General features: G+C 72.5%; 19 protein-coding genes and 1 pseudogene. 14 read left to right on the top strand and 6 right to left on the bottom strand.

What is annotated here, in order from left to right; translation table 11 throughout:
- Window positions 1-95: 95 nt before the first annotated feature.
- The 4 genes from U9R90_RS21560 to U9R90_RS21545 all read left to right on the top strand — a co-directional run bounded on the left by U9R90_RS21560 (window position 96) and on the right by U9R90_RS21545 (window position 4,919).
- Entirely contained in the window at window positions 96-722 is a 627-nt protein-coding gene (locus tag U9R90_RS21560) for a TetR/AcrR family transcriptional regulator (protein WP_411058294.1), read from the top strand.
- 226 nt (window positions 723-948) lie between these two features.
- Window positions 949-2,121: an acyl-CoA dehydrogenase family protein gene (locus U9R90_RS21555; RefSeq protein WP_411058293.1), complete on the top strand. Its 1,173-nt coding sequence runs from the start codon at window positions 949-951 to the stop codon at window positions 2,119-2,121.
- A 554-nt stretch (window positions 2,122-2,675) separates the two neighbouring features.
- Complete coding sequence (locus U9R90_RS21550; protein WP_411058292.1) at window positions 2,676-3,794, top strand: hypothetical protein; 1,119 nt, start codon at window positions 2,676-2,678, stop codon at window positions 3,792-3,794.
- A 30-nt stretch (window positions 3,795-3,824) separates the two neighbouring features.
- Window positions 3,825-4,919: a phosphotransferase family protein gene (locus U9R90_RS21545; RefSeq protein WP_411058291.1), complete on the top strand. Its 1,095-nt coding sequence runs from the start codon at window positions 3,825-3,827 to the stop codon at window positions 4,917-4,919.
- A 9-nt stretch (window positions 4,920-4,928) separates the two neighbouring features.
- Here the strand turns inward: U9R90_RS21545 and U9R90_RS21540 are convergent, their stop codons facing one another.
- Window positions 4,929-5,372 carry a hypothetical protein gene (locus tag U9R90_RS21540; protein WP_411058290.1) on the bottom strand — a complete coding sequence of 148 codons (444 nt, stop codon included), beginning with the start codon at window positions 5,370-5,372 and terminating at the stop codon, window positions 4,929-4,931.
- A gap of 223 nt (window positions 5,373-5,595) precedes the next feature.
- Here U9R90_RS21540 and U9R90_RS21535 point away from each other — a divergent pair, with 223 nt between their 5' ends.
- The 5 genes from U9R90_RS21535 to fxsA all read left to right on the top strand — a co-directional run bounded on the left by U9R90_RS21535 (window position 5,596) and on the right by fxsA (window position 10,660).
- A complete protein-coding gene (locus U9R90_RS21535; protein ID WP_411058289.1) occupies window positions 5,596-6,036 on the top strand; it encodes an Lrp/AsnC family transcriptional regulator in 441 nt (146 codons plus the stop codon).
- 194 nt (window positions 6,037-6,230) lie between these two features.
- Window positions 6,231-6,986, top strand: a complete 756-nt coding sequence (locus U9R90_RS21530; RefSeq protein WP_411058288.1) for an alpha/beta fold hydrolase — start codon at window positions 6,231-6,233, stop codon at window positions 6,984-6,986.
- A gap of 51 nt (window positions 6,987-7,037) precedes the next feature.
- Window positions 7,038-8,666 (top strand): amidohydrolase, encoded by a 1,629-nt coding sequence (locus U9R90_RS21525; RefSeq protein WP_411058287.1) that lies wholly within the window; start codon window positions 7,038-7,040, stop codon window positions 8,664-8,666.
- A 558-nt stretch (window positions 8,667-9,224) separates the two neighbouring features.
- Entirely contained in the window at window positions 9,225-9,992 is a 768-nt protein-coding gene (locus tag U9R90_RS21520) for a polyprenol monophosphomannose synthase (RefSeq protein ID WP_411058286.1), read from the top strand.
- A 77-nt stretch (window positions 9,993-10,069) separates the two neighbouring features.
- Window positions 10,070-10,660: an FxsA family membrane protein gene (gene fxsA, locus U9R90_RS21515; protein WP_411058285.1), complete on the top strand. Its 591-nt coding sequence runs from the start codon at window positions 10,070-10,072 to the stop codon at window positions 10,658-10,660.
- Between the two features lie 217 nt (window positions 10,661-10,877).
- Here fxsA and U9R90_RS21510 read toward each other — a convergent pair whose 3' ends face one another.
- The 3 genes from U9R90_RS21510 to U9R90_RS21500 form a co-directional block, all read right to left on the bottom strand.
- A complete protein-coding gene (locus tag U9R90_RS21510; protein ID WP_411058284.1) occupies window positions 10,878-11,255 on the bottom strand; it encodes an RNA polymerase-binding protein RbpA in 378 nt (125 codons plus the stop codon).
- A 292-nt stretch (window positions 11,256-11,547) separates the two neighbouring features.
- Entirely contained in the window at window positions 11,548-12,315 is a 768-nt protein-coding gene (locus U9R90_RS21505) for a glycerophosphodiester phosphodiesterase (RefSeq protein WP_411058283.1), read from the bottom strand.
- Window positions 12,312-12,986, bottom strand: coding sequence for a YczE/YyaS/YitT family protein (locus U9R90_RS21500; RefSeq protein WP_411058282.1), 675 nt, complete (start codon window positions 12,984-12,986; stop codon window positions 12,312-12,314). The genes U9R90_RS21505 and U9R90_RS21500 overlap by 4 nt, the downstream gene beginning before the upstream one ends.
- A gap of 100 nt (window positions 12,987-13,086) precedes the next feature.
- Between U9R90_RS21500 and U9R90_RS21495 the strand changes: the two genes are divergently transcribed.
- Window positions 13,087-14,586, top strand: coding sequence for a PLP-dependent aminotransferase family protein (locus tag U9R90_RS21495; RefSeq protein ID WP_411058281.1), 1,500 nt, complete (start codon window positions 13,087-13,089; stop codon window positions 14,584-14,586).
- 31 nt (window positions 14,587-14,617) lie between these two features.
- Here the strand turns inward: U9R90_RS21495 and U9R90_RS21490 are convergent, their stop codons facing one another.
- Both U9R90_RS21490 and U9R90_RS21485 read right to left on the bottom strand, forming a co-directional pair.
- Window positions 14,618-16,366, bottom strand: a complete 1,749-nt coding sequence (locus tag U9R90_RS21490; RefSeq protein WP_411058280.1) for a hypothetical protein — start codon at window positions 16,364-16,366, stop codon at window positions 14,618-14,620.
- 28 nt (window positions 16,367-16,394) lie between these two features.
- Window positions 16,395-16,589: a hypothetical protein gene (locus tag U9R90_RS21485; protein WP_411058279.1), complete on the bottom strand. Its 195-nt coding sequence runs from the start codon at window positions 16,587-16,589 to the stop codon at window positions 16,395-16,397.
- A 282-nt stretch (window positions 16,590-16,871) separates the two neighbouring features.
- Here U9R90_RS21485 and U9R90_RS21480 point away from each other — a divergent pair, with 282 nt between their 5' ends.
- The 4 genes and pseudogenes from U9R90_RS21480 to U9R90_RS21465 form a co-directional block, all read left to right on the top strand.
- Complete coding sequence (locus U9R90_RS21480; RefSeq protein WP_411058278.1) at window positions 16,872-17,264, top strand: ankyrin repeat domain-containing protein; 393 nt, start codon at window positions 16,872-16,874, stop codon at window positions 17,262-17,264.
- A gap of 271 nt (window positions 17,265-17,535) precedes the next feature.
- Window positions 17,536-18,954, top strand: a complete 1,419-nt coding sequence (locus U9R90_RS21475; protein WP_411058277.1) for a HEAT repeat domain-containing protein — start codon at window positions 17,536-17,538, stop codon at window positions 18,952-18,954.
- A 168-nt stretch (window positions 18,955-19,122) separates the two neighbouring features.
- Complete coding sequence (locus tag U9R90_RS21470) at window positions 19,123-20,259, top strand: glycosyltransferase family 4 protein (RefSeq protein WP_411058276.1); 1,137 nt, start codon at window positions 19,123-19,125, stop codon at window positions 20,257-20,259.
- Window positions 20,256-21,407 (top strand): annotated as a pseudogene (locus U9R90_RS21465) (glycosyltransferase); the annotation flags it as partial. The gene U9R90_RS21470 and the pseudogene U9R90_RS21465, both read left to right, overlap by 4 nt.
- Window positions 21,408-21,794 lie beyond the last annotated feature (387 nt).

The raw sequence follows: 21,794 nt of genomic DNA, 5'->3' as shown, positions 1-21,794 counted from the left end.
GCGTGAAAGAGCTCCGACGGACGGCGTTTCGGCAGGTGGCGCAGGGCTCTGCCATACTGCGCGCATTCCGTGGCAGTTGGAGACTAGGGCGTAATTTGAATAATAGTCAACAGCGCGGCAGCACCGAACGTTCCCAGGTGCGGCGCGCCGAACTCATCGCGATCGGCCGGAAGTTGTTCGCCGACACGTCCTATGACGCACTGTCGATGGACGACATCGCCCGCCAGGCGGGGGTGGCCAAAGGGCTGATCTACTACTACTTCACGTCCAAGCGCGGCTACTACCTGGCGATCATCGAGCAGTCCGTGGCCGAACTGGTCGCCCGGGCCCGCAGCGACACCGACCTGCCGCCCGCCGAGCGGGTGCACCGCACCATCGACGGCTATCTGCGCTACGCCGAGCACCACCAGGCCGCGTACCGCACCATCGTCACCGGTGGGGTCGGCTTCGACGCGCAGGTGCTGGCGATCCACCACGCGGTCCGCGAGGAACTGCTCGGCGCGATCGCCGACGGCGCGTACGGGCGCCGTGATATGCCCCCGCTCGCCAGGCTGGCCCTGGTCGGCTGGCTGAGCAGCGTGGAAGGCGTCACCCTGGACTGGCTGGACCACTTCCAGCCCGACCGGGACGCCGTGCGCGAGCTGCTGGCGCGCACGCTGCGTAGCGCGCTGTGCGTGATCCAGGAGTTCGAGCCCGGCTGGCCGGCCCCGCATTCCCTCTGAGCGTGGACCGGCTTCTCGGGGGGTACGGTGAAAAGTGAAGTGAACGGTCGTGAACCTGGTGACGTGCGGCCTCTGATCGGGCATACTCAACGCGCCACAGTCGCTGGTCAGCCTGGTCCGAGACCCGGAAGAGGCGGCATCGGCTGGGCAGAGTTCAGATCTCGGCGGCGCCGCCCCACCCCTTTGCGTGCCCGCCGAAGCGCCCGACAGGGAGGAGAGCGCCGCCATGACAGACCGCGCCGTACAGCCGGTGGAACGTCAACTGCCCACCGAAGAGGCCCGGGACCTGTTCGCGCTGGTGCGTGAACTCGCCCAGCGGGAGATCGCGCCCAAGGCGGCCGAAGAGGAGGACGCCGGGCACTTCCCGCGCGAGGTCTTCACGCTCCTGTCGGAGTCCGGCCTGCTCGGTCTGCCCTACGACTCCGAGTACGGCGGCGGTGACCAGCCGTACGAGGTCTATCTGCAGGTACTCGAAGAGCTTGCCGCCGCCCGCCTCACGGTCGGCCTCGGCGTCAGCGTCCACTCGCTGGCCTGTCACGCGCTGGCCGGTTACGGCACCAAGGAGCAGCAGACCGACCACCTGCCCGCGATGCTCGGCGGCGGTCTGCTCGGGGCCTACTGCCTCTCCGAGCCCTCCTCGGGCTCCGACGCCGCGTCCCTGCGGACGAAGGCCGTGCGCGATGGCGACGACTGGGTCATCACCGGGACGAAGGCCTGGATCACCCACGGCGGGCTGGCCGACTTCTACACCGTGCTGGCCCGCACCGGCGGCGAGGGCGCCCGGGGCATCACGGCCTTCCTGGTGCCCGGCGACGCCGAGGGGCTGAGCGCCGCCGCGCCGGAGCGCAAGATGGGCATGAAGGGCTCGCCCACCGCCCAGCTCCACTTCGACGGCGTACGGGTCTCCGACGCCCGGCGTATCGGCGACGAGGGGCAGGGCTTCGCGATCGCGCTGTCCGCGCTCGACTCGGGCCGCCTGGGTATCGCGGCGTGCGCGATCGGCGTTGCCCAGGCCGCGCTGGACGAGGCCCTCGCCTACGCCACCCAGCGAAAGCAGTTCGGCCGTCCCATCGGCGACTTCCAGGGGCTGCGCTTCATGCTCGCCGACATGGCCACGCAGATCGAGGCGGGCCGGGCGCTCTACCTCTCGGCGGCGCGGCTGCGGGACGCGGGGCGGCCGTTCTCGCGGCAGGCCGCGATGGCCAAGCTGTTCTGCACCGACGCCGCGATGCGGGTGACCACCGACGCCGTGCAGGTGCTCGGCGGCTATGGCTACACCGCGGACTTCCCGGTCGAGCGCCTGATGCGCGAGGCGAAGGTGCTGCAGATCGTCGAGGGCACCAATCAGATCCAGCGCATGGTCATCGCCCGCCACCTCGCGGGTCCCGAGACGCGCTGAACTGCCCGGACCGCACCTGGGGTGCCGTGAGCCTGGCCCACTCCGGGTCGCGGCGCCCCGGCAGGGTCCTACCCTGGCCTGCCCAGTGGTGCAGCAGGGCCCGGTAGATCGGCGGGTCGGACGGACGGACCTCGGTCGCCGAGCCGGGGTGCTGAAGCGATTCTGCGAAGGTCGGAGCGGGGACGTACAGCGTGCGATGGCGTTGGTCGACCGCTTCGTACAAGGTGTTCATGTTCAGGCAAACGCCGCGAATGGCCCCAGGGTCACCGTCGGGTGGATTCGAGCGTCAGTTCAGGGAGCTGCCCGTGCGCGCCCGCGGCGCCCGGGTGTGCCCGAGTGCGCCCGGCGTGGTGGTCTCGACGGCCTCGTGCCCCCGGCGTCGGGCTCTCGGCGGCCTCGTACCCCCGGCGTGGCGCTCTCGGCGGCCCCGCACCCCGGCCGCGGTGACACGAGTATGGCCTCCCGCGCGGGATCTGACGTACCGTCAAGTCCCGCCGCCCGGGGGCCCGCACCCCTCCGCGCGACGCCCACCGCCGCGTCCAGGGAGGCTCACCGTGGCCGACGACCGTCCCGTACCGCTCGACGAGTACCCCGTCCACCAGGTCCCGCTGTCGATGAAGCACGTCGCGACCGGGGACCGCAACGCGTACGACCGCTGCATCTTCCATGTCCTCGACCACGAGGGCCGGTTCCTGCTGATCCTCGGGCTCGGGGTCTACCCCAACACCGGAGTGATCGACGCCTACGCCACCCTGCGGACCGGCGAGACCCTGCACGCCGTACGGGCCTCGGACGCCCTCGGCGATGACCGCATGCGCCTCGCCGTCGGACCGCTGCGCATCACCGTCGACGAACCCCTGAAGCGACTACGCCTGACCTGCGATCCGGACGGCACCGACTCGCTCTCGTACGACCTCACCTGGAACGCCGACTTCCCCGCGGTCTGGGAGCCGCACCACATCCAGCGGCGCGGCGACCGGCTGACCCTGGAGGGCCGCCGCTATGTCCAGGCGGGCGGCGTCCAGGGGGTCATCCGGGCCGGAGGCGAGGAGATCACCCTCGCGCCGGGGGAGTGGACCGGTACCAGGGACCGCAGTTGGGGAGTACGCCCGATCCCCGGCGAGGAGGGCGGCCGCGCGGCCGCCGAGCACCGTACCGAGGGCTTCCACTGGATCTGGGCCCCCGTGCGTTTCGACGACCGCTTCGTGATGGTCATCGCCCAGGAGGACGCGGACGGCCACCGCTCGCTGAACGAGGCGCTTCTGGTGCGCAACGGGGTCCGTGACGTCCAACTCGGCTGGCCGCACGCCGACATCCACTACCGTTCCGGCACCCGCCACCCCGAGCGCGCCGCCATCCACCTCACCGACCCGTCCCGTAAGCCCCTCGAACTCGGCGTCGAGGTCCTCACCTCCTCACCGCTCGCGATCGGCGCCGGATACCCGCCCGCCGACGACTGGCAGCACGGCACCTGGCGCGGGCGCGGCTGGACCGACCGGCGCGCCTACGACCTGTCCGATCCCACGGCCCACCCGCTGGCCGGGTACGGGGTGACCGACCACGCCGCGCGGTTCACCCTCGACGGGCGGATCGGCTACGGGATCTTCGAACACGGCAGCTTCGGGCGCCACGACCCCAGCGGCTTCACGGGCTTCGACTCGGTCGCGCCCTGAGTCTCAGAGACCTTCGAGAGGAGTACGACGATGGCCACGGCACCCCGTCCGCGTACCACCACCCGCGACCCCGAGGAACTCACCCACCGCCTCAGCGCCTGGCTGGCCACCCGGCTGCCCGGCGCCAAGGCCACCGGGGTGCGCGTCCCCGAGTCCAACGGCATGTCCAGCGAGACCCTGCTCTTCGACATCGAGCACCCCGACCCACCACTGCGGGCCTGCGCCCTGCGCCTGGCCGCCGACCCGGCCGCGTACACCATCTTCCCCGTCTACGACCTGCCGCGGCAGCACCGCACCATGCGTCTGGTCGCCGAACACACCGACCTCCCCGTGCCCGAAGTGAGCTGGCTGGAGGAGGACCCGAGGCCGCTGGGGGCGCCTTTCTTCGTGATGGAGCGCGTCGAGGGCCGCGTACCACCCGATGTGATGCCGTACACCTACGAGGGAAACTGGCTGCACGCCGCGAGCGACGCGGACCGGGCCGCGCTGGAGGCGGACACGGTACGGATCATCGCCAGCCTGCACGACCAGTTCCCGGTGGACCAGGCGTCGTTCCTCGCCCTGCCGGGCGACGGCAGCCCGCTGCGCCGCCATGTCGAGGCCCAACGCGCCTACTACGCCTGGGTGGTGGACGGGCTGCCCCGCTCGCCACTGATCGAGAGCGGCTTCGCCCGGCTGGCCGAGCTATGGCCGCGCGTTGAGGGCGATCCGGTCCTGAGCTGGGGCGACGCCCGGATCGGCAACATCATCTACACCGACTTCGCGCCCGCGGCCGTACTCGACTGGGAGATGGCGGCACTCGCCCCGCGTGAGGTCGACCTCGGCTGGATCGTCTATCTGCACCGGTTCTTCCAGGACCTGACGGAAAGCTTCGGGCAGGTGGGGCTACCGGAGTTCCTGCGCCGGGACCGGATCGAGGAGCGCTATGCGAGGCTCACCGGACACACCCCGCGCGACATGGACTTCTACACGCTGTACGCCGCGCTGCGGCAGGCCGTGGTCATGCTGCGCGTCGCCTACCGGCAGGTGTACTTCGGCGAGGTCGCGGTGCCCGACGACCCGGACCGACTGATCCTGCACCACGCCTCACTGGCAGCCATGGTGCAGGGTGAGTACTGGAGTTGACGGCGGCGGTCAGGCCGCGTGGTGCAGCTGCGCCGCCTTCACCGGACGCGAGCCCGGACCGCCGACGTGCGAGAAGGGCTGCGTCCGCCAGTCAAGGCCCTGAGGGAGCGTCAACAGCAAGGCGGTGTGCTGCTCCTGGGGCTCCGTCAGATCGTCGGCGGGGCGGGCGTCGGCGGCCGGGCGGCCGGTGCCCTCGCAGACCGTGAGCCCGAACGGGTTCCACGGAGTGGGGCACTTGGCGTGCTCGGGCAGGACGTCCTCATCCGCGAGGAGCGCGATCGGCTGCGCGCAGTCCGGGCAGACCACCCGGTACATCTCGAAGGTGTCGTACGCGTCGCTGTCGTCACCGTGGCCGCCGTCGACGGCGTCGGGTTCGACGCCCTCCGGTGAGGGCTCGACGACCGGCTGCTGCCGGTGGTGGGCACCGCGGTTGGAGCGCTTTTGACTCTGCATGGGATTCTCCCCCTCGGGTGGGCCGACAAGGCGCTGCGGCCTCGACCACAGCAAGCATTGCCCGCCCCGTCCCGCGAGTAATCACGCCGCCCCGGTGGACACGGCCTCAGGTGTGTGGTCTTCGTCACATGCCCGGTGCAGATGCGTCCGGGGAGTCGTCCAGGTGTCGCCGGGGAGTCACCCAGGTATCCCTGGGGATCAAGGCCCTGTAGGTTCTTGCCTCATGGAGGAGCTGGACCGGCAGATCGTGCAGCTGCTCGTCAAAGACGGGCGGATGAGCTACACCGACCTGGGCAAGGCCACGGGCCTGTCCACGTCAGCGGTGCACCAGCGGGTGCGCCGCCTTGAGCAGCGCGGCGTCATCCGCGGCTATTCCGCGGAGGTCGACCCCGAGGCGGTGGGGCTGCCGCTGACCGCCTTCATCTCGGTCAAACCCTTCGACCCCAGCGCCCCCGACGACATCGCGGAACGCCTGGCCGGAGTCCCCGAGATCGAGGCATGCCACAGCGTGGCCGGCGAGGAGAACTACATCCTCAAGGTCCGGGTCGGGACACCGCTGGAGCTGGAGGAGCTGCTGGCACGGCTGCGCGCCCTGGCCGGGGTCTCCACCCGGACGACGGTGGTCCTCTCCACACCGTACGAGGCCAGGCCACCGCGGGTCTGACCGTGCCGCCGCCGTCCTTCCTGCTGGTGCACAGCCCGGTGGCGGGCCCGGCGACCTGGCAGCCGGTTGCCGCCGAGCTGAGAGCCTGTCTTTGAACCCCCGTCGTCCGCGCGGAGCGCGGGCGCAGCGCCCGCCGCGAAGCGGCTGATGTCCCGGCGGTGCGTGGCCTCGGCGTGTGGCGGTACAGGTCATGAATGGGGTCTCCCCTGCTCAGGGGGGCACCTCCCGCTCGAGCGGAGCCGAGAGTGGGGGAGAAGCCGAGAGCTTGGGGAAGGAGCCACCTGTCCTGTGGCGACGTGCGGCGAGAGTGCGTGCCGGGCGTCGGGGCGCAGGCGGGGGTTCAAAGACAGGCTCTAACGGCCGCGGGGCACCGCTGCGCCGTGCCGTCCCTGCTCGGTGTCGCGGTGGGGACGCATCCGACCTGGCCGGAGATCGTCCGCCGGGTGGCGCGGGCGGCCCGGCCGCTCCCCGGCCCCGCGACGCTCGTCGTCCACAGCAACGCCGCACTGTTCGTCCCGGCGATCGTCGAGGAGCTGGGCGAGCGCGTGGCGCGTGTCGTCTTCGCCGACGCCCCGCTGCCGGACGGGATCGCGCCGGCCGGGCAGCTGCGGCTGCTGCGGGAACTGGCCGACCAGGACGGGCCGTTGCCGCCGTGGACCACCTGGTTCGCCGAGCGCGACGTCGCCGCGATGCTGCCCGACCCCGAGGTGCGCCGCCGCGTGGAGGAGGAGCAGCCGCGACTGCCACTGGCCCACTTCGAACAGACCCTGCCCGCGGTCGACGGGTGGCGTCGGCTGCCCTGCGCCTATCTGCGCTTCTCGCCGGCCTACGAGTCGGTGGCCGCGGCGGCACGCGCGCGTGGCTGGCCGGTGACGGTGCTGCCCGGTGGCCATCTGCACCAGGTGGTGGCGCCAGAGGCGGTGGCCGCGTACCTCATGGCAGGTGCGTGAAGACCGCCCCCCTGGTCGGACCGGCCGGGCGCAGGCGGGAGACTGGTCTCCATGACCGAGAGCGCCAACCGCACCGTGCTGCTGCGCGGCGGAGACATCCACAGCCCCGCCGACCCCTTCGCCACCGCGATGGTGGTCGAACGCGGGCATATCGCCTGGGTCGGCTCCGAAGGCGCGGCCGACGCCTTCGCCGAGGGTGTCGAGGAGGTCGTCGACCTTGAGGGGGCGCTGGTCACCCCGGCGTTCACCGACGCCCATGTGCACACCACGGCGATCGGCCTGGCCCTCACCGGCCTCGACCTCTCCGGCGCGCGCACCCTAGAGGAGGCGCTCGCCCTCGTACGCGCCCACGCCGCCGCCAGGCCGGGTGACCGGGTGCTCCTCGGCCACGGCTGGGACGCCGCCCGCTGGCCGGGACGGCGGCCCCCGTCCCGTACCGAGCTCGACGAGGCCACCGGCGGCCGTCCGCTGTACCTGTCCCGTATCGACGTGCACTCGGCGGTCGCCACGACCGCCCTGCTCGACCTCGTGCCGGGCATCACCGGGCGCGCCGGATACGCGGCCGACGCCCCGCTCACCAAGGACGCGCACCACGCCGTACGCGCCGCCGCGTACGGCGCGGTCACCAGTGCGCAGCGCACCGAGGCGCAGCGGGCGGCGCTGCGCCGCGCGGCCTCGCTCGGCATCGGCTCGGTGCACGAGTGCGCGGGCCCGGACATCTCCAGCGAGGACGACTTCACCGGGCTGCTGGAACTCGCGGCCGGCGAGCCGGGACCGCGGGTCTTCGGCTACTGGGCCCAGCAGGTCACCGGGCCCGCGGACGCCGACCGCATCCGGGAGCTCGGCGCGCTCGGCGCCGCCGGTGACCTCTTCGTGGACGGCGCTCTGGGCTCGCACACCGCCTGCCTGCACGAGCCGTACGCCGACGCCGCCCACTCCGGCACCGCCTACCTGGACGCCGCGGCCGTCGCCGCACATGTGGCGGCCTGCACCGAAGCGGGCCTGCAGGCGGGCTTCCACGCCATCGGCGACGCGGCCGTGACCGCCGTCGTGGACGGCGTGCGCGCCGCCGCCGAGAAGGTCGGCCCAGGCCGTGTACGGGCGGCCCGGCACCGCGTCGAGCACGCCGAGATGCTCACCCCCGAGAGCATCGCCGGCTTCGCCGAGCTCGGGCTCACCGCGTCCGTGCAGCCCGCCTTCGACGCGCTGTGGGGCGGTTCGGACGGGATGTACGCCGAGCGTCTCGGCGCCGAGCGGGCCCGCACCCTCAACCCCTATGCCGCACTGCTGCGTTCCGGTGTGCCGCTGGCCTTCGGCTCGGACGGCCCGGTCACCCCGCTCGACCCGTGGGGCACGGTGCGGGCCGCCGCGTTCCACCGCACCCCCGAGCACCGGATCTCGGTACGGGCCGCCTTCACCGCGCACACCCGTGGCGGTTGGCGGGCGATCGGCCGGGACGACGCCGGGGTGCTGGTGCCCGGCGCGCCCGCGGACTACGCGGTGTGGCGCACCGACGACCTGGTGGTGCAGGCCCCGGACGACCGGGTGGCCCGCTGGTCGACCGACCCGCGCTCGGGCACCCCTGGACTGCCCGACCTCTCGCCGGACGCCGAACTGCCGGTCTGTCTGCGGACCGTGGTGCTCGGCGAGACCGTCTACGCAGGGCCTGACGCCTCGTAGGGCCTGATGCTTCGCAGGGCCCGACGCTTGGGAGGTCCTGACGCCTCGTAGGGCCTTACGAGTGATCCTCACCCGATGCGGTCCGCCGATCGATGTTCCCCGGCCTGTCGCGCGACCTGCGTGTCCTCCGCGCTGACCTGGCGGTTCATCAAAGAGCCGCAGGTCAAACGACTGTTGACAGACGGCGGACCGGGGCGGGTAGGTTCTGCCGGGTCCACCACAGGACGTCCGACCGGGAAACCTCCACGCAGTCGTCGAACGCCGCTGGGCCATGGGGGGTGTGCCGTACCGGCCACCTCCACTGGCAGCCAGGTCCAGCGCCCGCGCCTCGGGGGCATGGCAGGTCCTGCCCGGTCGGCAGGGTGTGACCCGGGTGGGGCCCGGACGCTCAGTAGACAACGGCTCTCGGTCGACCCGCAGCCAGCGGGCCCCAGGTCGGCCCGAAGGGCGCCGGGCCCCGATCCGCAGCCGCCGCGGACATCACCTGCCGGGCAACCGCAGGTCCTGGCGTGGCTCCGACTATGGTGGGGCCTCTGCGGACGGACTTAAGGGGCAGTAGTGAAGGACGGCGAGGAGCGGCAGTACGGCCCGCTCGGCACAGCCTTGGTGATCATCCCGACCTATAACGAGGCCGAGAACATCAAGTCGATCGTGGACCGGGTGCGCGCCTCTGTGCCCGATGCGCACGTCCTCGTCGCCGACGACAACAGCCCGGACGGCACCGGCAAGCTGGCCGACGAACTCGCGGTCGGGGACGACCACGTCCAGGTGCTGCACCGCAAGGGCAAGGAGGGCCTCGGGGCCGCCTACCTCGCGGGCTTCGCCTGGGGCATCGAGCACGGCTACGGCGTCCTGGTGGAGATGGACGCCGACGGCTCCCACCGGCCCGAGGAGCTGCCCCGGCTGCTGACCGCCCTCAAGGGCGCCGACCTGGTACTCGGGTCGCGCTGGGTGCCCGGCGGCAGGGTCGTGAACTGGCCCGCGTCCCGGAAGTTCCTCTCCCGTGGCGGCAGCACGTACTCGCGGCTGCTCCTGGATGTGCCGATCCGCGATGTCACCGGGGGCTTCCGGGCCTTCAGGCGGGAGACCCTGGAGGGGCTCGGCCTGGACGAGGTCGCCTCACAGGGCTACTGCTTCCAGGTGGATCTGGCCCGCCGTGCGGTCAAGGCCGGGTTCCATGTCGTCGAGGTGCCGATCACCTTCGTCGAGCGGGAGCTCGGCGACTCCAAGATGAGCCGGGACATCGTCGTCGAGGCGCTGTGGCGGGTCACCGCCTGGGGCGTGAAGGAGCGAATCGGCCGGGTGACGGGCCGCAAGCAGTCCTGACCCCTGACCTCGGCGGTCAGTCAATTCGCTCGCACCCCCTTACGCCGTACGGACGCCGCGCCCGGCACACTGGGAGTATGACGCCCGGCACTCCGCCTCCGACCAACCCTGCCCGCCCGCCACGCTCACGGCTGCTCAGGCTCCTGCCGCTCGGTATCGCCGCCTGGCTGGTGCTCGAGATCTGGCTGTTGATCGTGATCGGGGGTGCGGCGGGCGGCCTCACCGTGTTCCTGCTGCTCGTGGCGGGCTTCGTGGTCGGCGCCGCGGTGGTCAAGCGCGCCGGGCGCCGGGCCTTCGCGAACCTGAGCGAGACACTCCAGCGGCAGCAGCGCGGCGAGGCACCCACACCGCCGGAGAAGGCCAACGGCAACGGCATGGTCATGCTGGGCGGTCTGCTGCTGATGATGCCCGGTGTGCTTTCCGACGCCGTGGGCCTGCTGTGCCTGCTGCCCCCGGTACGCACCGCCGTGAGCCGGTACGCGGAGCGGGCCTTCGAGCGGCGGGTACGGCAGGCGCCGCCGGGCAGCCTCGAGGACGCCTTCCAGCAGTCCCGCATTCACCGCCCGGACGGCAAGGTCGTCCAGGGTGAGGTCATCAAGGACGACGAGGGCCCGCAGGACGACGCCCAGCGCCCCGACGAGGGCCCGCGCCCACCGCTGGCCCCGTAGGCCGTCCTGGCCCCGTAAGGCCGTCCTGGCCACGTAGGAGCGGCCCTGGAACCCGTGCGGGTCCGGGGCCGCTCGCGTACCCCATGACAAAAAGCCATGACAAAAAGCCGTGGGCGGTGACACACACTCGGTGTGTCACCGTGGGCGGTGACACACACTCGGTGTGTCACCGCCCACGGCTCTTACTGCTAGGTGCCGTTGACTGAAGTACGCGGAGTCAGGCGGACTTGCGGCTGCTGTCCCGCGGATGCACGGCAATGTTCATGGCTCCGGAGCGCAGGATGGCCAGGCGCTCGGCCAGGACCTCCTCCAGCTCCTCGCGGGTGCGCCGCTCCATGAGCATGTCCCAGTGCGTACGCGCGGGCTTGCCCTTCTTCTCTTCGGGCCCGTCGCCATCCACCAGGAGTGCCTGGGCCCCGCAGACCTTGCACTCCCACTCCGGCGGGATCTCCGCCTCTACCGAGAACGGCATCTCAAATCGATGGCCGTTCTCGCATGCGTACTCCACGGCCTGGCGCGGGGCCAGGTCGATGCCGCGGTCGGTCTCGTAGCTGGTCACCACGAGGCGCGTACCGCGAAGAGCTCGCTCACTCATGAATCGTGCCTCCCGGGCTTGTCGCCCACAGGACAGGTGTCGCTGTCGTCGTCATCCGGTCAACGTCCGGTCGGCGGTAAAGATTCCCGTTCCGGGTAATGCGTCGCCGTCGTAGCCGCCCCTTGTTGTACCCACCGGCGCCCGGTTTGTCACATCTAACAGGAGATGTCACCCAGCGATTCTCTTTCTTTAGCGCGCAGTAACGGTCCGCCCGGCAAGTCAAAGGCGTACACTACCGGCCTTTGGCCTGAACGGCTAAATCTGCTCCCGAACGATCGCCCGACGGACTCGCTCAGGTCCAGGTTCCGCGCCCTTTGAGGACCTCGGCCAGCGTCCCGGTCTCGTCGGTCACGATGCCGTCGACGCCGAGGTCGAGCAGGGCGGTCATCCGCTCGCGGTCGTTCACCGTCCATACGTGGACCTGCAGTCCGAGCGCGTGCGCGGCCCGTACGAACCTATGGTCCACCACTCGTACGCCCGAACTGACCTCCGGCACCTGGGCGCACACCGCCGACCGGCGCAGCGCCGCCGGAAGGCCGTACGAACGCAGTCGCAGTCCGAGGACGCCGCGGGTGCCGAGCGACGTCGCCAGGCGCGGCCCCGCGAGCCGCTGGGCGCGCGCCACCCGGCTCTCGGAGAACGAGCCGACGCACACCCGGTCCCAGGCCCCGGTGCGCCGCAGGAGATCGATCAGCGGGGTGAGGGCGGGTTCCGCCTTGATGTCGATGTTCCAGCGGGCCTGAGGGAACTCCTCCAAGAGCTCCTCCAGGAGGGGGACGGGCTCGTCGCCCGCCACGCGCGCGTGGCGTACCGCGCGCCACGGAAGGTCCGCGATCCTGCCGCCGGTGTCCGTCACCCGGTCCAGGGTCGCGTCGTGGAAGGCCACCAGCCGGCCGTCGGCCGTGGCGTGTATGTCGGTCTCCAGGTAGCGGTAACCGGAGTCGACCGCGCGCCGGAACGCGGCCGCGGTGTTCTCCAGGCCGTCCGCCGCCCCGCCCCGGTGGGCGAAGGCGAGGGGGCCTGCGGCGTCGAGATAGGGGTGCCGTACGAGGGTGCTCACCGCGGCAGTATGGCGTGGTCGCGTGGCGAACCGGCGACCACCCTGCTGCCGTCGCCTGCCGAGGGGATGGCGAAGAGGCGCAGGAAGTACTGCGCGAGGGGGCCGATGGCCAGCGCGTAGGCGACGGTCCCGAGCCCCACCGTGCCGCCGAGTACGAAGCCGACGGTGACGACCGCGACCTCCACGGCGGTGCGGGCCAGCCGGATGGAGAGGCCGGTGACCTGGTGCAGGCCGGTCATCAGGCCGTCCCGCGGGCCGGGTCCGAAGCGCGCCGAGATATACAGGCCGGTCGCCGCGCCGTTGAGCACGATCCCGGCGACCAGCAGGGGCACCCGTACGGCCAGGGTGTGGATCTCGGGCATGAGGGCGAGCGTGGCGTCCAGGGCGATGCCGATCGCGAAGACGTTGGAGACCGTGCCAAGTCCCGGCCGCTGCCTCAGCGGAATCCACAACAGCAGCACCGCCGCGCCCACGATGATCGACACCATGCCCATGGTCAGCCCGGTCAGCTCCGCCAGGCCCTGACTCAGCACGCCCCAGGGCTCAAGACCCAGCCCGGCGCGGACCAGCAGCGCCACGCTCACGCCGTACAGCGCCAGGCCGACGTACAGCTGCACGAGTCGCCGAGGGAGGCGGCCTTCCGGGATCGTGGATGCGTCTGTCCTGGACAAGTTGTGCCCCCTGGTGGTGGTAGTGGCCCGACCCGTGACACTCTGTGGCTTGTAGAGCGATGCCAACCATGGCCAATTTGGGGAAGGTGGACTGCTCGAAATGGCGCAGTGGACTTCTGCGGTGGGCTCCACTCAGCTCGCCCGACTCATCGGCTCCCAACAGGAGCGCCCGGCGGGCGTCGGCACCCGCCGCCTGCCCGCCTACCGGTCGCTGGCGGACGGCATCCGACTGCTCGTTCTGGAAGGCCGGGTTCCGGTGGCCGCGCGACTGCCGGCCGAGCGCGAGCTGGCACAGGCGCTGAACGTCAGCCGCACCACCGTGGCCGCCGCCTATGAGGCGCTGCGCGGCGAGGGCTTCCTGGAATCCCGTAGGGGGGCGGGCAGTTGGACCGCCGTCCCCGCGGGCAACCCGCTGCCCGCACGCGGCCTGGAGCCGCTGCCGCCCGAGGCGCTCGGCTCGATGATCGATCTCGGCTGTGCCGCCCTGCCCGCCCCCGAGCCCTGGCTGACCCGCTCCGTGCAGGGCGCGCTGGAGGAGCTCCCGCCGTACGCCCACACCCACGGCGACTATCCGGCGGGCCTGCCCGTGCTGCGCCAGATGCTCGCCGAGCGCTACACCGCGCGCGGCATCCCGACCATGCCCGAACAGATCATGGTCACCACCGGGGCGATGGGCGCCATCGACGCGATCAGCCACCTCTTCGGCGGCCGCGGCGAGCGCATCGCCGTCGAGTCGCCGTCGTACGCGAACATTCTCCAGCTGCTGCGCGAGGCCGGGGCCCGCCTGGTGCCCGTCGCCATGGCCGACGGGCTGACCGGCTGGGACCTGGAGCGCTGGCGCCAGGTGCTGCGCGACGCCGCGCCCCGCCTCGCCTATGTGGTCGCCGACTTCCACAACCCCACCGGGGCCCTGGCCGACGACGACCAGCGGCGCTCCCTGGTGGACGCCGCGCGCTCGGCAGGCACCGTACTGATCGCCGACGAGACGATGTCGGAGCTGCACTTCGACGCCGACCTCACCATGCCGCGCCCGGTCAGCACCTTCGACCCGGGCGGCTCCACGGTGATCACCGTCGGCTCCGCGAGCAAGGCCTTCTGGGCGGGTATGCGGATCGGCTGGGTGCGGGCCGCCCCTGACGTGATCCGCAGCCTGGTGGCGGCGCGCGCGTACGCCGACCTGGGCACCCCGGTCCTGGAGCAGCTCGCCGTCAGCTGGCTGCTCAGCACGGGAGGCTGGGAGCGGGCTGTCGAGGTGCGCAGGACACAGGCCAGGGAGAACCGCGACGCGCTGGTCGCCGCCGTGCGCCGGGAGCTGCCGGACTGGGAGTTCGAGGTGCCCGCGGGCGGGTTGACGCTGTGGGTGCGCGCCGGCGGGCTCTCCGGGTCACGGCTCGCCGAGGTCGGCGAGCGGGTGGGGGTACGGGTGCCGTCCGGGCCGCGGTTCGGGGTCGACGGCGCGTTCGAGGGCTATGTACGACTGCCGTTCACGGTCGGCGGCGCGCTTGCCGACGAGGCGGCGGTCCGGCTCGCGGCCGCCGCCCGGCTGGTGCGGACCGGCGCGGGCGGCGGGGCGGAGTCGTCGCGGATGTTCGTGGCCTGACAAGCGGATGTTCGTGGCCTGACAAACGGCATCAGGAATCGGTGGCCGGGGCGGGTGCGTCCTTGATGAGGGTGACCGGCCCGGCCTTGGTGAGCGCCACGGCGGTGGGCTCGGCCTCGGCGGCGGGGAAGGTTTCCGTGCCGGCGAAGGATTCGGTGTGCCGCGGGAGCAGGTCGAGGACCGCCTGCCGGTGTGCCTCGCTGGTCGCGTCGTCGTACGGCNCGGGGAAGGTTTCCGTGCCGGCGAAGGATTCGGTGTGCCGCGGGAGCAGGTCGAGGACCGCCTGCCGGTGTGCCTCGCTGGTCGCGTCGTCGTACGGGTCCGGCGTGGCCGGCACCTGGAGCCGGTGCACCGGACCGGCGCCGAGCCGGGCGTAGCCGCGGCCCGGGGGCACATCGGGGGTGGGTGTGGTGGACGGCGGTACGCCAAGGACCGCCTCCACCTGGTCCGGCGCCGCCGGGCCGAGCACCATGCGCGCCCGGGTGTGCTGCCGTACGGGATCGCTCAGGGCCTCCAGGCAGTCGAACTGGTCGGCCACCACGACCGTCACGTTCGCCGCCCGGCCGTGCCGCAGCGGAACCTGAAGCAGCGCCTGCGGATCCTTACGGCCGTCCGCCGCGGCCAGATGCCCCAGGACACTGGGGCGGTCGAGCAGCAGCCACAGCGGCCGACGGGTGTCGTCGGGCGGCGCGTGGCCCGCCTGCCGTGCGCGGTTGGCGGCGATCAGCCGCCGCTCGGTCTCGTGGGCCGCCCACTCCAGCGTCGCCAGTGCCCCGGCAAGTCCGCACTCCAGGGCCAGTACGCCGTCGCGGCCGGTGAGGCACGCGTACTCGCCGGTGCCGCCGCCCTCGACGATCAGCACGTCGCCGTGCTGGAGGGCTTGCAGGGCGATGGAGCGCATCAGTGTGGTGGTGCCGCTGCCCGGCTGGCCGACGACCAGCAGATGCGGCTCGGTGGAGCGGGCCCCCGTACGCCAGACGACGGGCGGCACATCGCGCTGCTCGTCGCCGTCGGCCACCGGGAGGGTGCGCCGCACGGTGGTCTCGTCGGTGAAGCCGAGCACCGTCTCGCCGGGGGCCGTGACGAACCGCTGGGCCGCGATGTCGGTGGGCAGTGGGTCAAGGACGGTCACCGTGAGCTGGTTGCCCTCCTCGTCCCAGGCGAAGTGGTACTCACGGCCGCGCCCCGACTTGGCGTGCAGCAGCTGCTCGATCCGGGCGCGCGAGGCGGCCTCGCCGTCCGTGAAGTACGCCGGATAGCGCAGCACCAGCCGTGCGACGCGCCCGCTGTCGTCGAACTTGTGGTCGACGAAGACCTGGTCCCAGTCCCCGCCGTGGGCGTAGAGGGGGCTGGGGTCGTCGGCCACCGAGAAGTACGGCACAAGCGCCTCGTAGAGCGCTTGCAGCCGCTGCTTCTGGGTGTCGTCGGGACCTTCCGGGGCCGGTGGGGTGCGGTCCCGGCCGGTCCAGGCGGCCGCTGCCATCAGGGAGATCAGGGCGACCAGCGGCCCGTACGGCATGAGCGCCACGACCAGGACGCACGCGGCCACCAGAAACAGCAGCGGACCGCGCCGGTCCTTGGGCGTCGCGGTCCACCGGTGCCGACCGGCGGCAGCCAGTCGGCCGAGTCCCCTGGTGATGGTGATCAGCGGATGGAGAACGTCGGTGGCGCTGTCGGCGGCCGTCCTGGCCAGCTCCCGGCTGCGGGCGATCGAGGCCTTGCTGCGGGCGATCGACGCGGTGCCGCTGGTCAGAATGTGGGGGAGTGGTCGCCTGGCCACGTCTGTCTCCTGAAGTAGTCCGCCGGGATCAGAGCTTGATCCCACCGAGCAGGCTGGCCAGGCTCGCACCGCCGGCCGTGATGCTCGGTGCGATCGCGGTGCCCGCGAGATAGAAGCCGAAGAGGGCGCAGACCAGAGCGTGCGAGGCCTTCAGCCCGTCCTTGCGGAAGAAGAGGAAGACGATGATTCCCAGCAGCACGACGCCTGAGATGGACAGGATCATGAGTGTTTCTCCTGGTTGATGGGACAGTCACCATGAGTGCTTCCAGGTTCACAGCATGTATCCATACGACAAAAGGTGCAACTGGGTGAATTACGGAAAGTTTCGCCGCGATGGCGGAACGTGAGCCTCCGCCCGGACGCGCCGCGCGATCCGACGGGTGACCCTGGAGTGATCTATGCCTCGGGCGCGCTCCGTCATGTGCCCTGGTGGGCAGTACGCTGTCGATTCACTCGTACGGCCGATGAGGCGTACCCCACCCATGCAGCGAAAGGCGGTTCCGCGATGACCGAAGCCCCCGATCCGGAGGTCGTGGAGCTCGCCACGAAGATCTTCGATCTGGCGCGACAGGGCGAGGCCGAAGCGCTTGCCGCGTACGTCGACGCGGGCGTGCCGGTGAACCTCACCAACGACCGGGGTGACTCGCTGGTGATGCTCGCCGCCTACCACGGCCACGCGGACGCGGTCCGTGCCCTCCTGGAGCGCGGCGGGGACGCCGACAAGGTCAACGACCGGGGGCAGACGCCACTGGCCGGAGCGGTCTTCAAGGGCGAGGACGCGGTGGTCCGGGTACTGCTCGACGGGGGTGCCGATCCGGCCGCCGGAACACCGTCCGCGGTGGACACGGCCCGGATGTTCCAGAAGACGGAGCTGCTGGAGCTGTTCGGCGCCGAGTGAGGGTGCCACGGGGGAGAACGGGGGGAGCCACAGGAAATCTGGTCGCGGTGGCTGGAACGGCTGGGCCATCATGACGTCGTGATTCACGGACGCGATGGCTGGGCAGACGCTGCACCACGCGGACCGTGAGGCCCGTTCCGGGCCACCGACGAGAGGCAGAGGAAGATGGTCTACAGCAAGCAAGAGACGACGGGCAGCCGTACGTGTTGTTGCGCGGCCAGGTAGTGCACGATCCCCTGTTGCGTCGACAGCTTGATGTGAGGCTTTTCCCATGTTCGACACGGTCATAGCGCCCAGCGGCACCCTGCTCGGCCTGCTTCAGCGGGGCCGCGGCGACGGCACCCTGCACGCCCTCACGGCCCCCCGCGCCGAGGCACTCGCGGCTCTCAACCACTGTGTGCTGAGCGACCCCCGCCACGACTGGCAGGTGGAGAACCGCTCGCTCTATTACGCCCGTCTCTACCTCGACCTGCACGGCGGACTCGACGAGATCGAGCGGCACCTGTTCTGCGGCGCCGACGTCGTCGACACCGACGAGTCACGCACCGGGCTCGCCCTCGCCGTACTCGGTCACCTCGCCTCGTACGGCAGGGGCGACGCGCTGGCCCTGCTGCGCCGGTACGCCGCGAGCGGCACCGGCTGGGCCTGGGCCCTGGACGAGCTCGCCCTGCGCGACGAGGACGCGGGCCTGCGCGCCCTGGCCGGTCCGGTCCTGGCCAGGTTCCCGCACACCCCCGAAGGGGAGGCCGAGCTGGCGGCCGCCGTACGCGACGCCTTCGAGCCGCGACCGTGGCGACTGTGGGCCGACGACCCGCGCGAGGCCGTGGCCACCCGGGTCAGGGCGGCACAGGAGCGCGGATCGTTCGACCAGTGGCAACGGCAGATGCAGCCGGCGGGGCCCCGTCCCGGTTGGAGCGTGCGCGCCGTCTTCGACTGGGCCGAGGAAGCCGTCGAACGAGGCGCCGGACGGCATGTGCCCGCGGCCCGATGTCTGGCCGCCGTCGCCGGGCCCGACGACCGCCCGGAGATCCTCGATACGGCCCGCATGGGCGGCGACGGGGCGCGCAGTACGGCGCTGCGCTACCTCGCCGACGCCCGCGACCCCGTCGTACTCGACCTGATCGACGCCGCCGTGGCCGACGGCACCCGTACGGTCGTGGACGCCGCCGTGGACGCCTTCGAGCGGATGCAGAGCGACGCCGCCGTGGACCGCGCCCGTGGCTGGGTGCACCGGCCCGACGAGCTCGGCGCCGCCGCGGGCCGGGTGCTCGCCTGCCGAGGCGGCGCGCAGGACGCGCCCCTGGTGCTCGGGGCCCTGCGCGAGGCCGTGCGCGGCGAAGGTCCCGACGCGCAGACACTGTGGACCCTGGTCGACGGAGCGGGGCGGCTCGGCATCTCCTGCGCGGCACCCGTGCTGCGCCACGTCTACCGCGAGACCGCCTCGTCCCAGCTGCGCGGCCGCACCGCACGCGCCCTGGCCGCCACCGACCGCTCCTTCGCCGCGGGCTTCGCCGTCGAATGCCTGTGGGACTGCGAGGAGTCCACCCGCGAGGTCGCCGCCCGGCACGCCGAGACCGGAGACATGCGCGTGGTCGACCAGCTCAGAAGGCTCGCCGCCGACCCGGCCGAGGAGGACGAGGTCCAGACGGCGGTACGCAGCCGGATCGGACCTGACGCGCCCGCCGTGTGACGCACCGCTTGTCGCACGCGTGTGTACCGATTGACGCACGCGTGAAGTACCGAATGTACGGATGGACGTAACGGATGGGCGCACCCGGAGCGCAACGCTCATGGGACGTTCCCCGTCAGGAAAGATCGACGTTGACGTGGCCACGCCGCGGATGACGAGAACAGCCGTATGCGTGTCGTCATCGTCACCGAATCCTTTCCCCCCGACATCAACGGCGTGTCGCACTGCGCCCTGCAGACCGCCTGGCACCTCGCACGGCGCGGCCACGACCCGCTCGTCATCGCCCCGGCCACGGCGTCCGACACCGACGGCTCCAGCGGCCCCGACCGTGCGGCACCCTGCCCGGTGGTTCGCGTCCCGTCCCTGCCGCTGCCCGGATATCCGCAGGTCAGGGTGGCGCTGCCCAGCCGACGGGTGGCCGCGGCACTGACCGCGCACCGGGCCGAACTCGTCCATCTGGCGAGCCCGTTCGTGCTGGGCGTACGCGGCATGGCGGCCGCGGCGCGGCAGCGCATCCCCGCCGTCGCGGTCTACCAGACCGACCTCGCCGGCTACGCCCGTACCTACCTGGGTGCGGGCCGCGCCACGGCCTGGCGGCGCATCCGCGGCGTCCACACCGCGGCCGCGCGCACCCTGGCCCCCTCCACGGCCGCGCTGCGCGACCTGGAGGAGCACGGGGTGCCCCGGGTGCGGCTGTGGCCTCGCGGCGTGGACACCGTGCGCTTCAGGCCCGACCGGCGGGACACCGCGCTGCGCCGGGAGCTGGCGCCCGGCGGCGAGCTCATCGTCGGCTACGTCGGGCGGCTCGCCCCCGAGAAGCGGATCGAACTCCTCGCGGACACCTGCGCCATGGACGGCGTACGGGTGGTGGTCGTCGGCGACGGGCCGAGCGAGGCCGCGCTGCGCGGTGCCCTGCCGGGCGCGGTCTTCCTCGGCCGCCGCACCGGTGACGACCTCGCCCGGATCTTCGCCTCACTGGACCTCTTCGTCCACACCGGCCCGTACGAAACGTTCTGCCAGACCGTGCAGGAGGCCATGGCGGCCGGAGTCCCGGTGATCGCCCCCGCCGCGGGTGGACCGCTCGACCTCGTCGCCCATGGCCGTACCGGCCTCCTTGTGCCCCCGGGGGACGCACCCGCGGTACGCGACGCGGTGTGGGCCCTGGCCGCCGACCGGCGGCTGCGCGCGGCCTTCGGACGGGCCGGGCGGGCCGCCGTCGAAGAGCGCAGCTGGGAGGCCGTGGGCGACCAGCTCGTCGGCCACTACGCCGACGTACTCGGCACGCCGACGGCGGTGGCCGTATGAGCCTCAGGATCGTCCGGATGGCGAACTTCGTGGCCCCCGCGTCGGGGGGTCTGCGCACCGCGTTGCGCGAACTCGGCGCCGGATACCTGGCCGCGGGGCACGAGCCGGTACTGATCGTGCCCGGCGAGCGGGCGTCCGACCGGGACACCCCGCAGGGGCGGGTGATCACCCTGCCGGGCCCCGCCTTGCCGGGCACCGGCGGCTATCGGGTCCTCGCGGACCGGCGCGCCACCGCACGGCTGCTTGAGCGGCTCGCTCCCGACCGGCTCGAGGTCTGCGACCGCACCACACTGCGCTGGACGGGGGAGTGGGCGCGGCGCGCCCGGGTTCCGGCCGTGATGGTCTCCCATGAGACGGCGGACGGGGTGCTGCGCACCTGGGGCGTGCCACGGCGGGCCGCCCGCCGTGTGGCCGACGTGCTGAACACCCGTACCGCACACGCCTATACGCGGGTCGTGTGCACCACGCAGTGGGCGGAGCGCGAGTTCCTGCGGATCGGGGCGCGCAACGTCGTACGGGCCCCGCTCGGGGTCGACCTGGCGCGCTGCCACCCGGCCCTGAGCGACCCAGGGGTGCGCGCCCGTCACGCGCGCGACGGGGAGGTGCTGCTCTTCCTCTGTTCCCGGCTGTCCGTCGAGAAGCGGCCCGGCACGGCCATCGACGCGCTGGACGAGCTCATCCGACGCGGGACACCCTCCCGGCTTGTGGTCGCGGGGGACGGGCCGCTGCGCACCCGACTGGCCCGGCAGGCACGCGCGCGTGGACTGCCGGTGACCTTCCTGGGCCATGTCTCGGACCGGTCCGAGCTGGCCGCCCTTCAGGCCACGGCCGACATCTGCCTGGCACCGGGCCCCGCGGAGACCTTCGGACTCGCGGCCCTGGAGGCACTGGCCTGCGGAACCCCGGTGGTGGTCAGCGGATCGTCGGCGCTCCCGGAGGTCGTGGGCACGGCAGGTGCGGCAGCGGCGAACACCGGCCGGGCCTTCGCGGACGCGATCTCGGGCCTGCTCGCCCGCCCGGCCCGCGGCCGCCGCGAGGCGGCACGCGCGCGTGCGGAGCGCTTCGACTGGCACCGGGCGACCAGGTCCTTCCTGGACGCGCATGAGGCACCTCTTGTACCGCTTGCAGCGCTTGAGCCGCTTGAGCCGCTTGTGCCGCGCCAGCGCGGGAGTGAGGCGGGGCAGGGCGCGGCCCCGGCTGTCGTGGTCGCCGTGCGGAACAGAGTGCCCGCGGACGGAGGTGAGGCGGCGCGGCCATGCGTGTCCGGGCACGCGGCCGGATCGGGGGCAGCGGACGGGGAGCGCGCGGCTGACCGTGGTGGCGCGCTGGCCGCTCACGGCGAAGCCGTCGCTGCTGGGGCCCCGGTGGTGGAGGAAGCCGTCGCGGGTGGCGACGTGGCCGCGCCCATGGGACGCGTGGCGCCTGACCGGGGCGCGGCCGGTACGGGGCCCGGCCCCGTCGCGTCACGCGACGGCGCGGCGGGGGAGCCGCGCGCGGGTGTCCGGGACACGGCCGGTGCCCGCGCCGGTGCTGGC

This window comes from Streptomyces sp. E11-3, assembly GCF_046540415.1.
Taxonomy (GTDB): Bacteria; Actinomycetota; Actinomycetes; order Streptomycetales; family Streptomycetaceae; genus Streptomyces.
Note: the sequence above shows the minus strand (reverse complement) of the source record. Positions and strands in the feature narration are given on the sequence as shown.